This is a genomic window from Hoylesella oralis ATCC 33269 (assembly GCF_000185145.2).
GTDB lineage: Bacteria > Bacteroidota > Bacteroidia > Bacteroidales > Bacteroidaceae > Prevotella > Prevotella phocaeensis.
Genome location: NZ_GL833118.1, coordinates 1 through 14,717, shown reverse-complemented (window position 1 = coordinate 14,717; position 14,717 = coordinate 1). Strand labels below are relative to the sequence as shown.

The window sequence follows — 14,717 nt, the reverse complement described above, 5'->3', positions numbered from 1 at the left end:
TGTTAATTTTGCGACTATTGCATAAGTCACGAAAGACAAATCCGTATAACATGGACGACGAAATAAAAGACAACGAAATTATAGAAAACGACAACGAGGAGTTGCAGACAGACAGCCATTCCGACTATAAGCCTGCCGACAGGTTCGATGCCTCGGCCGTACATCATTTAAGCGGAATGTATAAAAACTGGTTCCTCGACTACGCTTCATACGTAATCCTCGAGCGTGCAGTGCCGCATATAGAAGACGGCCTCAAACCGGTTCAGCGGCGTATATTGCACTCCATGAAGCGTATGGACGACGGACGCTACAACAAGGTGGCCAACATCGTGGGACATACCATGCAGTTTCACCCCCACGGAGACGCTTCTATCGGCGACGCATTGGTGCAGATGGGCCAGAAGGACTTGCTTGTAGACACACAGGGCAACTGGGGAAACATCTTAACAGGCGACCGTGCGGCCGCTCCCCGATATATAGAAGCCCGCTTGTCTAAGTTTGCATTAGACGTGGTTTTCAATCCGAAGACTACAGAATGGCAACTTAGTTACGACGGGCGTAACAAAGAACCCATCACGTTGCCCGTTAAATTTCCCTTACTCCTTGCACAGGGGGCAGAAGGTATTGCCGTAGGACTGACTTCGAAGATACTTCCGCACAACTTGAACGATATCTGCGATGCGGCCATCAGCTATCTGAAAGGTGAAGACTTCTGTATTTATCCCGACTTTCCCACGGGAGGCAGCATCGATGTAAGCAAATACAACGACGGACAGCGAGGCGGAACACTGAAAGTACGAGCCAAGATCGAGAAGCTCGACAACAAGACGCTCGTGATTAAGGAGATACCGTTCAGCAAGACAACTACGACGCTCATCGACTCTATTCTGAAAGCCATAGACAAGGGAAAGATAAAGGCACGCAAGGTAGACGACAATACGGCGGCCGAAGTTGAGATACAAGTGCACCTTGCACCGGGCGTCTCGTCGGACAAGACTATCGATGCGCTTTACGCATTCAGCGATTGCGAAATCAACATATCGCCGAACTGCTGCGTTATAGAAGACAACAAGCCCTGCTTCCTCACCGTCAGCGACGTGCTGCGCCATAGTGTCGACAGCACGATGGGCCTGCTCCGTAAGGAACTGCTCATCCGTATGAAGGAACTGAACGAACAGCTTTTCTTCGCTTCTTTGGAAAAAATCTTCATTGAAGAGCGCATTTATAAGGACAAGAAGTTCGAGGAAGCCAAGAATATGGATGCTGCCGTTGCACATATCGACAGCCGGCTGGAGCCGTTCAAGCCCACTTTCATTCGTGAAATCACGCGCGATGATATCCTCAGATTGATGGAAATCAAAATGCAGCGTATTCTTAAATTCAACAAAGACAAAGCCGACGAGCTCATTGCAAAGATACTTGCCGAGATTAAAGATATCAAACACGATCTCGACCACATGACTGAAGTAACGATAAGTTGGTTCCAGTTTATCAAAGACAAATATGGCAAAGACCATCCGAGGCTCACGGAAATTAAAAATTTCGATACAATCGAGGCGACAAAAGTGGTGGAAGCCAACGAAAAACTGTACATCAACCGTGCCGAGGGCTTCGTGGGAACTGGTTTAAAGAAAGACGAATATATCTGTAACTGCTCGGATATCGACGATATTATTATCTTCTACCGCGATGGCAAGTACAAGATTATCCGCGTGGCAGACAAGATTTTCGTAGGTAAGAACGTCATCCATGTACAGGTTTTCAAGAAGAACGACCGCCGAACTATATATAATGTAGTCTACAGAGACGGCAAACAGGGCTACTATTTCATCAAGCGCTTTAACGTAACCAGCATGACGCGCGATAAAGAATACGACCTTACGCAGGGTACACCGGGCTCCAAGGTGATGTATTTCACGGCAAATCCGAACGGAGAGGCCGAAGTTATCAAGATTACGCTCGATCCCGATCCGAAAAAGAAAAAACAGAATATCTTCTTGGAGAAAGACTTTTCGGAAATTATCATCAAGGGACGTGCCTCGAAAGGTAATTTGCTGACCAAAAGAAATATTCATCGCATTGGTTTGAAGAGCCACGGGCATAGTACATTGGGGGGGCGAAAAGTGTGGTTCGATCCCGATGTCAACCGCATCAACTATGAAGATCATGGGCGCTTCCTTGGTGAGTTCAACGATGAAGACTCTATTCTCGTAGTGCTTGATAACGGCGATTTCTACATTACTAACTTCGATGCGAATAACCATTACGAGAATAATATCAAGGTTATCGAAAAATGGGATCCGGATAAGGTATGGAGTGCTGTGCTGTTCGATGCCGACAACAACAACTATCCTTATATTAAGCGTTTCTGCATGGAGGCCATTAAAAAGCATCAAAACTACATTGGCGAGAATGCCGAAAGCAAACTCTTGTTGCTTACAGACACCGTTTATCCACGCATAGAAGTTACATTCGGCGGCAACGATGCGGCACGGCAACCTATGGAGATAGATGTTGAACAGTTTGTAGGCATAAAAGGCTTCAAGGCCAAGGGCAAACGTATTACAACATGGGAAGTAGACAAAATTACGGAATTAGAGCCTATCCGCCTCCCTGAACCGGAAACAGACGATGACAATTCGAATGAAACGAATGCATCGGAAGAAAATCTCGATCCCGATGCAGGCAAGAGTCAACAACAAGTAATTGACGAAATAACAGGACAACTGAGCTTGTTCTCAGAAGACGATAATGTGCAGGAAAGTTAACATTACCCTCCTTAATCTGCTGTTCCCCGTGGTTGTGGCGGCACAATACGATACAATTCGCAGCGACAAAACCATCACCAATATGAAGATGATAGGTATCGGTACCGCAAACATCCTTGACACCTACCTCTCTCGGGAGAATTATCGCGGGCCGGAAATCAGCTATCTGTCGCACACTACCCGCGAGCGTGACGACAGCAGAATATCACGGCAAATCGTACACCAAGGCCGTTTTGCTTGGCTCGATAACCGTGCCGGAAACGGCAGAGAGCTTTTTGGTATGTACACATTCCAATACGCATGGCATTACAACTGGCTTTTGCTGGAAAATAAGCTACAACTAAGGGCAGGAGGCATGATAGATACCGGCGTCGGCTTTCTCTACAATACGCGCAACTCCAATAATCCGGCACAGGCAAAAGCACAATTTGGCATTGCCGCATCGACCTCTGCCAACTATAAATTCAGAATACGCCGCGGTTATCACAATGTGAGGTACGAAATATGTTTTCCTCTTGCAGGCATTATGTTTTCCCCCAATTACGGACAATCATACTACGAGATTTTCTCACAGGGCAACTACGACCATAATATCGTGCCCACATATTTGGGCAACACGCCCTCTCTGCGCCAGATGCTTACCTTCGATTTCAATTTACTCCATACTACTGTCTGCGTCGGATACCTCGGAGATTACCGACAGGCAAAGGTAAACGAATTGAAATATCATCACTATACACACGCTCTGATGATAGGTATCGTGAAGAAATTCCAACTGATAAAAATACATCCATGAGAAGACTGCTTCTGTTTATCTATGCCCTTATAGCCATGTTCGCACTGACCGGCTGCATCGGCGAAGAAGAATATACCGACAATCCGCAAGGAAATTTCGAAGCATTATGGCACATCATCGATGAACATTATTGCTTTTTCAACTATAAGAATATCGACTGGAATGAGATACATGCCCGCTATGCCAAACAAATGAACGGCAACATGACCGAACGGCAGCAGTTTGAGGTGCTGACGAATATGCTTTCAGAACTGAAAGACGGACATGTAAATCTCTATACAACTTTCGATTTAGGACGTTATTGGAGCTGGCGGGAGAAATTTCCGAACAACTTCAGCGACACACTGACAAGGAAATATTTAGGAACCGACTATCACATTGCCTCGGGAATTCAGTATCGTATCCTCGACGATAACATCGGATATCTCCGCTGCAGTTCTTTTGCAAACGGTATCGGTACAGGGAGTCTCGATGACATATTACTTTATCTGGCACCATGTAACGGGCTCATTATCGATATACGCAGCAATTCAGGAGGACAACTTACAAGCGCTGAAACGCTTGCATCGCGATTTACCAACGATAGGATATTAGTCGGTTACATACAGCATAAAATCGGAAAGGGACACAACGACTTTTCATCGATGAAAGAGCAATGGCTCAAGCCCGGTAACGGCTTGCGCTGGCAAAAACGAGCAGTAGTACTGACCAACCGATCGGTGTACAGTGCTGCCAACGAATTTGTAAAATACATGAAACAGTGCCCGTTCGTAACCGTGGTTGGCGATAAAACCGGCGGCGGAGCAGGGCTGCCTTTCTCGAGCGAACTGCCAAACGGATGGAGCGTGCGCTTCTCGGCATGCCCCATGTACGACAAGAATAAAGAAAGTAGCGAGTTCGGAATAGAGCCCCATCATAACGTATCGCTCACAGCAGACGACTTCACAAAAGGTAAAGACACAATCATTGAATACGCAAGGGCCCTCCTATCGTGCAAATAACCCAGATTATAATCCGGCGATAGATAATAATTCGAAATATTCTTGGCAAATCCTATAAAAATAGTTACCTTTGCAGCTACATTGCGCTTGTGGCGGAATTGGTAGACGCGCCAGACTTAGGATCTGGTGTTTTGCGACGTGTAGGTTCGAGTCCTATCAGGCGCACAGGAATAAAAACTAAATAGTTAATTTACAACTATTTAGTTTTTTTTGCGTCTTACTCTTGGTATGATATTGGCATTCCATTTATCCACTAATCACTTTAGAATAAAATAAGGAGGGAAATTGTCATCTTGACAATCACACCCCGTGCTGTAACAAATGAGATATTAAAGGAAAGGAGTAAAAACCGTTAATCTATAGTAGAAACTCCGAATTATATATTCTAATAAATTCAGAGAAAGGCACTCGTCCAATATTTACTGTCATATCATCGGCTTTCATACCATTATATATAATTTGTAATCAATAACTTTTCCATTTTATGATACTATGAAAGAAAAAATAACAAAGACATAGGAGTATACACAATAAAGTAGATATTTTACATTGCTCTTATTATTCAGCACCGATATATATCATTAATAAGAATAAATTTAGCGCATAAAATTTATACTAAAGATAATTTTATCTTCCCTTTTATAATTCCCTATGAGATTCTTGATCTGTATTTTGTTTGTCGCAATAATGAGAGCCGGTTCAAAATTATCTTTTATTAATGCTCTGTGTATGGCAATTATATAATCTGTTGGATCTCCTGCAAATCCTTGATATTTTTCAGGTTTTCAATGATTATTCTTACTTCGTCACGATCGTGTACCTTTACTTCGATGACACCGTCGAAAATACCTTGATCACTTGAGATCGTTATCTTTTGGATATTGGTATTGAGCTTCCCTGAAATGACTTCAGCTACATCTTGCAGCATTCCCTTGCGATCGATACCCTGTATTTCGATTGTTGCATTGAAATATAATTGTTTGTGCATATCCCATTTAGCATCGAGAATACGATTACCAAAACTTGATTTCAGTTTACTTGCCACGGGACAAGCACGTTTATGAATTTCTATTTGATTCTTATTGTCTATGTAACCTAAAGTATCATCGCCGGGTATCGGATGGCAGCAATTAGGGAAAATGAAAGTATCAATATTATCTTCAGAAATGATAACCGGCTTCTTTTTGTTAAAGTCTTTGCCTACAACGAAGAGTCTTTTTCCTTCTTCTTGTTTTTTTTCGGTTTTCTTATCATGCCCGAGGAAAGGTACATAACGACGCCACCCACCCGTCATCGCTTCTTTCTTTACCTTGCCAAGTAACTCATCACGATCTTTTTCTCCTAAAACAATTGCTTTCTCGCCAAGTGCAAGAAATAAGCTTTCATGCTTTTGAATATCGTGAAAAGCACAGAGTTTATCGATGATGGATATGGTTAGCTCCATATCATTATCTTTCAACCATTCTGCCAATATTTTTTCACCTTTCTTTTGTATTTCTCGATTATCTCTCCTTAGTATGGCTTGTATCTTGGCTTTGGCTTTGGCCGTAGAGACAAAGTTAATCCATGAAGCTTGTACGTGTTGCGACTTGCTTGTAAGAATTTCCACTTGATCTCCGCTCTGAAGTTTATGGCTCAGCGGTACAAGCTTATGATTTACTTTAGCACCAATACAATGGCTACCAAGGAACGTATGTATTTGGAAAGCGAAATCTAATGCTGTACATCCTGCAGGCATGGTTTTGATTTCTCCTTTCGGTGTGAAAACGAATATCTCGGAAGCAAAGAGGTTCAATTTGATAGCATCGAGAAAGTCCATAGCATCGGGCTGAGGATCATCCAAAATCTCTTTAATGGTACGTAACCAGTCATTCAGTTCACCTTCGTCTTCAGTAATTTCCCCTCCTTCTTTATATTTCCAATGAGCAGCAAAACCTTGTTCGGCTATTTCATTCATACGATCGCTTCGAATCTGAACTTCAATCCATTGTCCTTGATTACTCATCAATGTAACGTGCAAAGCCTGATAACCATTGGCTTTTGGATGATTGAGCCAGTCTCGCAAGCGATCGGGATGCGATTTATATATCTTGCTGATAGCCACATATATCTGAAAACATTCGTTGATTTCTTCTTCACGAACTTTAGGCGTGAAGATAATTCTCACAGCAAGAATATCATAGATTTCATCAAATGTCACATGCTTAGTCTGCATCTTATTCCAAATGGAATAAGGACTTTTCACACGCGCTTTGATTTCATATTCTATACCCATCTTGTCGAGGGCTTCTCGGATAGGAGCGGTGAATTGAAGAAAGAGCTTATCACGCTCTTCTTTTGTAAACGAAAGTTTATTTGTGATATTCTCGTATTCTTGCGGATGTTCGAACTTAAAGCTCAGGTTCTCAAGTTCCGTCTTGATCTTATTCAATCCGAGACGATTGGCCAATGGGGCATAAATATATATAGTTTCGCCTGCAATCTTATATTGTTTATTTGCAGGCTGGCTATCCAAAGTTCGCATATTGTGCAGACGATCGCATATTTTAATAAGGATAACTCGGATATCGTCACTCATCGTAAGAAGCAACTTCTTAAAGTTTTCTGCCTGTGCCGAAGCTTTATCACCAAAAATACCTCCCGATATTTTAGTTAATCCATCAACTATTTGTGCAATTTTAGGACCAAAGATATTCTCGATATCTTCAACTGTATAATCTGTGTCTTCTACTACATCGTGTAGCAGTGCCGAACAGATACTTATGGAACCGAGTCCCATCTCCTCACAGGCAATCTGTGCTACGGCAATAGGATGCATAATATAAGGCTCTCCCGACAATCTCCGTACTCCCTTGTGTGCCTGTTTGGCAAAATGAAAAGCTTTGGTAATAATATCTACCTTTTTACGATGGCGTGAAGCAAGGTACGTATCCAGCAAATGTTGGAACGCATCATTGATCTTTTTATCCTCAGCAGTTTCTCTTTCCTTTTCTTTCTGCATCATGTCTTCCATGCCAACGCTCCTTTTCTTTGATGTTATTTCACCTTTATCTTCTTCCCTGCACGAATGTTCGAACCGCTAATACCATTCAATTTTCTCAGTTTTTTCACCGTTGTATGGTTGCGCGCTGCTATTTCAGATAACGTATCTCCTTCGCGTATAGTTATACTCTTACCGCCTTTAGCATTCCTACTACTCTTACTATGCTTGTTCCCCTTTCGACTTTTTTTCGTACTCTTCCCCCTGCTATACGAAGAACGAACATATGTATAGGCAGGAACTTCATCATTTACTTCAACTTCTGTACGCTTAGTTTGCAAATTATCCGGTTTGTAAGCATAGATAGAATCTTCCATATCAATGAACGAATTAATCATCATAGACGGCAATCTCAACGAAGAAGGCTTGGCATTTCCATTCACTACATTATGCCGATATTGCGGATTCAAATCTTGTAATTGGTCAGCATTAATACCGAGAACATGGGCAATCTGATCGAAATGTAGATCACGATTTACCACTACAGTATCGGTTTTTACTGGTAATTCGGTTACCATCGGACATATATTATGATCACAATAATAATTCATAATATAATTAGCAGCAATAAATGCCGGTACATACCCACGTGTCTCTTTAGGTAAATAAGGATATATCTGCCAATAATCAGTCTCACCCTTAGCCCGGTGTATGGCCTTGTTTATTTTATCAGGGCCACAATTGTAGGCGGCAATCACAAGATTCCAGTCACCGAATATCTTATAGAGATCACTCAAATAATGTGCTGCAGCATAAGAAGATTTTACAGGATCGCGACGCTCGTCTACCAAAGAATTAACATCCAAGCCGTATCTCTTACCTGTTGTGAGCATAAACTGCCATAGACCGGTAGCACCCACACGTGATACTGCCTTTGGATTCAATCCCGATTCAATGACAGGAAGATATTTTAACTCCAAAGGCAATCCATAACTTTCAAGCGCCTGTTCGAAAATAGGTATATAAAAGTTGGTGGTTCCAAGCATAATACTGACAGAGCGACGCAGTCTTCCGCTATATCGATCAATAAACTTCTGCACTACATCGTTGTACGGCATTTCGATAATGGTCGGTAGCTTTCGGAGACGTTCTTTATATACCTCTTTGGCATATACCGGATTAATATCCGGCATATTACAATTGCTGTCGGGCTTTAGATAAGTCCGTGTATTATATAAATGCAACAGACTATCTACCGAAGATGTCATTGCTTCCGGCAGATCAATAACTTCTTTCTGTCCATGCTGATTAGTAACAGTTATTTCCGTTTCATCATTGTCAATTTGTGCCTGTATGTTTCCGGCACCGAGTAAAAATAATGTTACTATCAGTAATTTTATTCTTTTCATTCTAATATCTTGTATTCTATATTTTTAGAAACTTATACTGCATTGCAGTCCCAATCCTGCAGAATTGAATGGATTTCGTTCGGCATTGTTATTAATAATAGTAGGCGATACCCGAAGTGTAAGATTATCGGATATATCAAATTCAGAAAGCGATGCATCTACATAAGCATCGATAACCGATAAAACATACACACCGATCATGGTAAATATACTTAGATCGCGCCAACGGCGATAACGATCTTTGCGTTTTCTGAACAATTCTTTATATCTTTCTATATTCTCCGGTGTGATTTTATTTCCGAGATGTAGAAATTGGTCATAACTATGCGTTTGGGAATCATTATCTACCAAGTCCATATATGCCTGCGAATAATCATGATACATCTGATTGTTCCATCGTATAGCGTAAACACATCCCACGAAGCCCCCGTACACGATCGGCAATTTCCAATATTTGCGGTTGTATATCTGTCCGGCACCGGGCAATACAAGTGCCAGCCATAGTGCACGTTTCGGTGTAGGACGCCACGTACTCCAATCACGCTTGCGTTTCTTGACAATACTATCTGTACTGATCAACTGCAAACTATCCTCCGGCATTGGCATCTTTCCGATATTAATATCTGTTTCATTGCTATTGGTATTCGTTTGTATAGTATCGCTTTGTGCCGACACATTCGATACAGTTAGCCACGACAGAACACTTATAAGCGAACAGATAAATATATGTTTTACACAAACCGTATTCAAATCTTTCTTTTATTTCAGTTTATCGAAGATGTGCATGATACGTTCCAAATCCTCTTCATCAGCAAATGGTATACTTATTTTACCTTTTCCTTTAGACGAACAGGTTAGCTGTACTTTGACATTGAGAAATTGAGAAAGTTGTTTCTTCAGCACAATAAATTCTTCGGGCATCTTCGTCTTAGCTACGATCTTCTTGCTTCCGGCCTGAATATCTTCACCACTCTTCAACTGTTTTACAATTTCCTCGACCTTACGTACAGAGAAACCATTCTTCTGAACTTCATTAAAGACTTTTATTTGTTGCGACGGACTATCCAAAGAGAGCAATGCTCTGGCGTGGCCCATATCTATTTCTTTTTTCTGTAAAGCCATTTGCACCTGTGCCGGCAGTCTCAGTAGTCTCAGGTAGTTAGCTATAGCAGTACGGCTTTTTCCAACACGTTCCGACACTTTCTCCTGTGTCATGCCCGTATCTTCCATTAAGTGTTCGTAAGCCAAGGCTATTTCTATGGCATTCAAGTCTTCACGTTGTATGTTCTCCACCAATGCCATTTCCATCACACTTTCATCATCAATAGTACGTATGTAGGCAGGGATAGCTTTCAATCCGGCCAACTGCGAAGCACGCCAACGACGTTCACCGGCAATGATCTGAAAACGATTACCCGCCACTTGGCGCAAAGTAATAGGCTGTATGATACCGATTTCGCGAATACTCATGGCCAATTCTCTCAATGCTTCTTCATCGAACTCACGTCGGGGTTGGTTCGGATTTGCCTCAATTTCGTCTATTGCAATCTCATTGATAGTAGAACTGCCTTGTGTACGTACTCCTTCTGTAGAGATTAGTGCATCAAGTCCGCGACCGAGTGCATTGTTTTTTGTAGATGAACTATATTTCTTATGTACTGCCATTTTGTGTTTATGATAATGAATGGTATGTATAGTTTCTTACAGACCGACCTTAGATCAGCGGTCTTTATTAATAATTTCTTTTGCCAAAGCCAAGTGATTTTTGGCACCGGCCGAATCGGTATCGTATAGAATTACAGGTAATCCGTGGCTCTGACTCTCACTCAATTTCACATTACGCTGAATAACAGTCTTGAAAACCAGTTCCTGAAAATGGCGCTTTACCTCATCGTAAATTTGGTTGGCAAGGCGCAGACGACTATCATACATAGTCAATAAAAAACCTTCTATTTCGAGTTTAGGGTTCAAACGGCTCTTGATAATCTTCACAGTATTGAGCAGTTTACTAATTCCTTCAAGTGCAAAATACTCGCATTGCACAGGGATAATGACGGAATCGGCGGCTGTTAGCGAGTTTACTGTAATCAATCCAAGAGACGGACTGCAGTCTATCAGGATATAATCATATTCACCTCTGATCGGATCGAGTAGCTTTTTGACTACTTTTTCGCGGCTTTCCAAATTAAGCATCTCTATTTCAGCTCCCACAAGATCTATATGGCTCGGAATTATATCCAGTCCGTTGATATCGGTAGTGTAGATGGCATCTCTCACATCGGCATGGTCTATGATACACTCGTAGAGCGAGCAATCCACTTCCTTAATATTAACACCCAAGCCACTCGATGCATTTGCCTGCGGATCAGCGTCTACTACGAGCACTGATTTCTCTAAAGTAGCAAGCGAGGCGGCCAAGTTGATTGTAGTAGTGGTTTTGCCTACCCCTCCTTTTTGGTTAGCTAATGCGATTATTTTTCCCATTTTATCAGACTTTCAAACTATACTTAGTGTGCAAAGTTACATATTTTATGCGAGAATGTCGTAAATTAAACCTTTTTTCGTACTTTTGCAACAAAAATAATACAAACAATGTTTCACGCGTGGGAAGTGTTTTTCTCTGTTAAAGATAGACACTTTAACGGAGTTTGTTGAACCATTCTTTAAAATTGCGAATCATGACTCAGAATAAACCTTTTATACTTATTTCGAACGACGACGGCTACCATTCCCCCGGTATTCGTACACTTGTGGATATGGTCAGCGGAATAGGTGATGTGTTGGTATGTGCTCCGGAGTCTGCACGTTCGGGTTATTCGTGCGCTTTCTCGGCTGCCTCGCCCCTGCGGCTTAAGCGCAGGCGCAACATAGGTGCTGCCGATGTGTGGTCGTGCAGTGGGACACCGGTAGACTGTGTAAAGCTGGCACTCGATCAGTTTTGCCAACAACGTAAACCTGCCTTGATACTCGGAGGTATCAACCACGGCGACAATTCATCTGTAAATACCCATTATTCGGGCACCATGGGCGTAGCCATGGAGGGATGCATGAAACATATCCCGTCAATAGCTTTTTCCTCTTGCTATTGCAATGAAGACGCCAATCTCGAACCTCTGCGCCCTTTTGTAGAAATGATTGCACTGCGCGTACTTGACGAAGGTCTGCCCAAAGGTGTTTGTCTGAATGTGAATTTCCCTGCACGCGAGCGGTTCGAAGGCATTAGAGTGTGCCGTATGGCGTTCGGAAGATGGATCAATGAAGTCGTAACAGCACATCATCCTCACGGCTACGACTATCACTGGATGGTTGGGGAGTACCATAATGACGAGCCGCAAGCCACAGACACCGACCGCACAGCACTCAATCAAGGTTACGTGGCCATCACTCCTACAAGAATGGACGTTACGGCATACGATTACATGGAACACGCCAAAGCCGTATTTAATGCTGAAAAATTGTAATCGGATGAATAATAAAAAGGAACTCGGGCTTTATGAAATATTATCTTATTGCGGGCGAAGCGAGCGGCGATTTACATGCCTCGCACCTCATGCATTCGCTCAAGAAGATTGACAGCCGTGCCGAATTCCGCTTCTTCGGCGGTGATCTGATGGCTGCAGAGGGCGGAACATGCGTGAAACATTATAAGGAACTCGCCTATATGGGGTTCGTCCCCGTGCTGTTGCACCTGCGCACAATTTTCAAAAACATGGCAATGTGCAAGCACGACATTACCGTCTGGCAGCCCGATGTCGTGATTCTGGTAGACTATCCGGGCTTTAATCTCAACATAGCCAACTATCTTCATACCCGCACTTCCATCCCTGTGTACTATTACATATCGCCTAAAATTTGGGCATGGAAAGAGTATCGCATCAAAAGTATCAAGAGAGATGTGGACGAACTTTTCTCCATATTACCGTTCGAAGTGGCATTTTACGAGCACAAACATCATTTCCCCATACATTATGTGGGCAATCCCACGGCAGACGAGGTACGGAGGTTCCGCTCCGGATACCATGAAACACAGGCCGATTTCGCCAAACGAATGAACGAGATCAATGCTAATTCTTCGGTAAAGGCAGTGCCTATCAACACCAGACCTATCATTGCATTGCTTGCCGGCAGTCGTAAACAGGAAATAAAGGATAACCTCCCAGCCATGATAGTGGCTGCCCGCAGATACGAAAACTATCAGATGGTGCTTGCCGGTGCGCCTTCCATCGACGATGATTATTACGCACGATTTATAGAGGGCACGGAAGTGAGATTGGCAAGAAACGAAACTTACGCCCTTCTCTCACACGCCAAGGCGGCACTGGTAACGAGCGGAACGGCAACGCTCGAGGCGGCCATGTTCGACGTTCCTCAGGTGGTGTGCTACGAAACGCCCGTACCGCATCTTATCCGCTTCGCATTCAACCACATCATCAAGGTAAAATATATATCGCTCGTCAATCTGATAGCCGACCGAGAGATTGTACCCGAGTTGCTTGCCGACCGTTTTTCTGAAACGAACATTGCATCAGAACTCGGCAAGATACTGCCGGATAGCGCGCACAGAAACCACATGTTGCAGGCTTACCAAGAGGTGCACCGCCGACTCGGAAACGAAGTAGCACCCGATAATGCCGCCCGTATCATGGTTAGCTTGCTTAAAGAAAACTACAATGGATATAGTGATTAACGCAAAAACATCTTCTTTATAAATACTATACGTTTTTGTTATTTTTCTTATCATGCTGTCATAATAAAAACAAATTATTAATCACAAGTAGTTTACAGCCATATAAAAGCTGATAGAATAACAATAACATCTGGCACAGACATAACTTCTTTTATTCTTACACCTATTTTTCAATTGGCATATACCTACCTTACACTAATTCATAGTACCAGAAACTTAAGCGGTCAACCTCCGTGCTTCAGCGTGTCAACCTCCGTGGTTCATCGTGTCAACTTCCGTGCTTCAGCGTGTAAACCTCCGTGCTTCAGCGTGTCAACCTCCGTGGTTCAGCGTGTCAACTTCCGTGCTTCATCGTGTAAACCTCCGTGCTTCAGCGTGTCAACCTCCGTGCTTCAGCGTGTCAACCTCCGTGGTTCATCGTGTCAACCTCCGTGGTTCAGCGTGTCAACCTCCGTGCTTCATCGTGTCAACCTCCGTGGTTCATCGTGTCAACCTCCGTGGTTCATCGCGTAAACCTCCGTGGTTCATCGCGTAAACCTCCATGGTTCACGATGTAAACTGCTCGTATTCAGACAATAGGTATAGGTTGTATATATAAAAAAGCGTCCGCACGGGAGTTATCCCGAACGGACGCGAAACTAAAAAAGGCGGCCACCTACTCTCCCGCATTGCAGCGCAGTACCATCGGCGCAGGCGGGCTTAACTGCTCTGTTCGGAATGGGAAGAGGTGGAACACCGCCGCAATAACCACCTAAAAGACATTTCATCCCCACACAAAAAAGGGGGACGATATGGGTGATATATCGAAAAAGCAAAGACTGTCAGCAGAGGGAAAGAAAGAAACTTCCCCAAAGTAACGCATGAAAAACGCATGACAGATCAAAGCATGATGCCATACGAAAAAAACGGTTCGGGCTATTAGTAGCGCTCGGCTTTGACGTCGCCGTCTTTACACCTGCACCCTATCGACGTCCTCGTCTGGGACGGCCCTGAAAAAGGAGTTCTAATCTTGAGGAGGGCTTCGCACTTAGATGCTTTCAGCGCTTATCCCGACCGGACGCAGCTACCCGGCGGTG

The 14,717-nt window shown here is 43.2% G+C and carries 10 protein-coding genes, 1 tRNA gene and 2 rRNA genes; 6 read left to right on the top strand and 7 right to left on the bottom strand.

The features are described from left to right. Positions 1-50: 50 nt before the first annotated feature. The 4 genes from HMPREF0663_RS01715 (at position 51) to HMPREF0663_RS01700 (ending at position 4,730) form a co-directional block, all read left to right on the top strand. The gene (locus tag HMPREF0663_RS01715; RefSeq protein WP_004368348.1) at positions 51-2,768 is read left to right on the top strand and encodes a DNA gyrase/topoisomerase IV subunit A; all 2,718 of its coding nucleotides are present in this window, start codon (positions 51-53) and stop codon (positions 2,766-2,768) included. Beyond that, positions 2,752-3,564: a DUF3316 domain-containing protein gene (locus HMPREF0663_RS01710; protein ID WP_004368347.1), complete on the top strand. Its 813-nt coding sequence runs from the start codon at positions 2,752-2,754 to the stop codon at positions 3,562-3,564. The genes HMPREF0663_RS01715 and HMPREF0663_RS01710 overlap by 17 nt, the downstream gene beginning before the upstream one ends. Then, the gene (locus HMPREF0663_RS01705) at positions 3,561-4,565 is read left to right on the top strand and encodes a S41 family peptidase (protein ID WP_004368346.1); all 1,005 of its coding nucleotides are present in this window, start codon (positions 3,561-3,563) and stop codon (positions 4,563-4,565) included. The genes HMPREF0663_RS01710 and HMPREF0663_RS01705 overlap by 4 nt, the downstream gene beginning before the upstream one ends. Positions 4,566-4,648: 83 nt before the next feature. Beyond that, positions 4,649-4,730, top strand: a tRNA-Leu gene (locus HMPREF0663_RS01700). A 571-nt stretch (positions 4,731-5,301) separates the two neighbouring features. On the opposite strand, the gene HMPREF0663_RS01695 is transcribed toward HMPREF0663_RS01700, so the two are convergent. From HMPREF0663_RS01695 to HMPREF0663_RS01675, 5 genes are read right to left on the bottom strand one after another with little or no spacing between them, the layout of a single operon-like run. After that, on the bottom strand, positions 5,302-7,578 hold the full coding sequence (locus tag HMPREF0663_RS01695; RefSeq protein WP_004368343.1) for a RelA/SpoT family protein: 2,277 nt from the start codon (positions 7,576-7,578) through the stop codon (positions 5,302-5,304). Between the two features lie 23 nt (positions 7,579-7,601). After that, complete coding sequence (locus HMPREF0663_RS01690; protein WP_004368341.1) at positions 7,602-8,954, bottom strand: lytic transglycosylase domain-containing protein; 1,353 nt, start codon at positions 8,952-8,954, stop codon at positions 7,602-7,604. Positions 8,955-8,978: 24 nt separating this feature from the next. Then, the gene (locus HMPREF0663_RS01685) at positions 8,979-9,704 is read right to left on the bottom strand and encodes a DUF5683 domain-containing protein (RefSeq protein ID WP_004368339.1); all 726 of its coding nucleotides are present in this window, start codon (positions 9,702-9,704) and stop codon (positions 8,979-8,981) included. Positions 9,705-9,713: 9 nt separating this feature from the next. After that, positions 9,714-10,619, bottom strand: coding sequence for a ParB/RepB/Spo0J family partition protein (locus HMPREF0663_RS01680; protein WP_004368335.1), 906 nt, complete (start codon positions 10,617-10,619; stop codon positions 9,714-9,716). A gap of 54 nt (positions 10,620-10,673) precedes the next feature. Next, a complete protein-coding gene (locus HMPREF0663_RS01675) occupies positions 10,674-11,438 on the bottom strand; it encodes a ParA family protein (protein ID WP_004368332.1) in 765 nt (254 codons plus the stop codon). Between the two features lie 194 nt (positions 11,439-11,632). Between HMPREF0663_RS01675 and surE the strand changes: the two genes are divergently transcribed. Both surE and lpxB read left to right on the top strand, forming a co-directional pair. After that, positions 11,633-12,415 (top strand): 5'/3'-nucleotidase SurE, encoded by a 783-nt coding sequence (gene surE, locus HMPREF0663_RS01670; RefSeq protein ID WP_004368330.1) that lies wholly within the window; start codon positions 11,633-11,635, stop codon positions 12,413-12,415. A 32-nt stretch (positions 12,416-12,447) separates the two neighbouring features. Continuing rightward, entirely contained in the window at positions 12,448-13,641 is a 1,194-nt protein-coding gene (lpxB, locus tag HMPREF0663_RS01665; protein WP_004368328.1) for a lipid-A-disaccharide synthase, read from the top strand. Between the two features lie 642 nt (positions 13,642-14,283). Here the strand turns inward: lpxB and rrf are convergent. Further along, positions 14,284-14,396 (bottom strand): 5S ribosomal RNA (gene rrf / locus HMPREF0663_RS01660). A 142-nt stretch (positions 14,397-14,538) separates the two neighbouring features. After that, a 23S ribosomal RNA gene (locus HMPREF0663_RS01655) occupies positions 14,539-14,717 on the bottom strand; the annotation flags it as partial.

Coding starts and splice junctions, on each gene's coding strand:
- HMPREF0663_RS01715 (WP_004368348.1), top strand. CDS start 51: ATGGACGACGAAATAAAAGACAACGAAATTATAGAAAACGACAACGAG.
- HMPREF0663_RS01710 (WP_004368347.1), top strand. CDS start 2,752: ATGTGCAGGAAAGTTAACATTACCCTCCTTAATCTGCTGTTCCCCGTG.
- HMPREF0663_RS01705 (WP_004368346.1), top strand. CDS start 3,561: ATGAGAAGACTGCTTCTGTTTATCTATGCCCTTATAGCCATGTTCGCA.
- HMPREF0663_RS01695 (WP_004368343.1), bottom strand. CDS start 7,578: ATGGAAGACATGATGCAGAAAGAAAAGGAAAGAGAAACTGCTGAGGAT.
- HMPREF0663_RS01690 (WP_004368341.1), bottom strand. CDS start 8,954: ATGAAAAGAATAAAATTACTGATAGTAACATTATTTTTACTCGGTGCC.
- HMPREF0663_RS01680 (WP_004368335.1), bottom strand. CDS start 10,619: ATGGCAGTACATAAGAAATATAGTTCATCTACAAAAAACAATGCACTC.
- HMPREF0663_RS01675 (WP_004368332.1), bottom strand. CDS start 11,438: ATGGGAAAAATAATCGCATTAGCTAACCAAAAAGGAGGGGTAGGCAAA.
- surE (WP_004368330.1), top strand. CDS start 11,633: ATGACTCAGAATAAACCTTTTATACTTATTTCGAACGACGACGGCTAC.
- lpxB (WP_004368328.1), top strand. CDS start 12,448: ATGAAATATTATCTTATTGCGGGCGAAGCGAGCGGCGATTTACATGCC.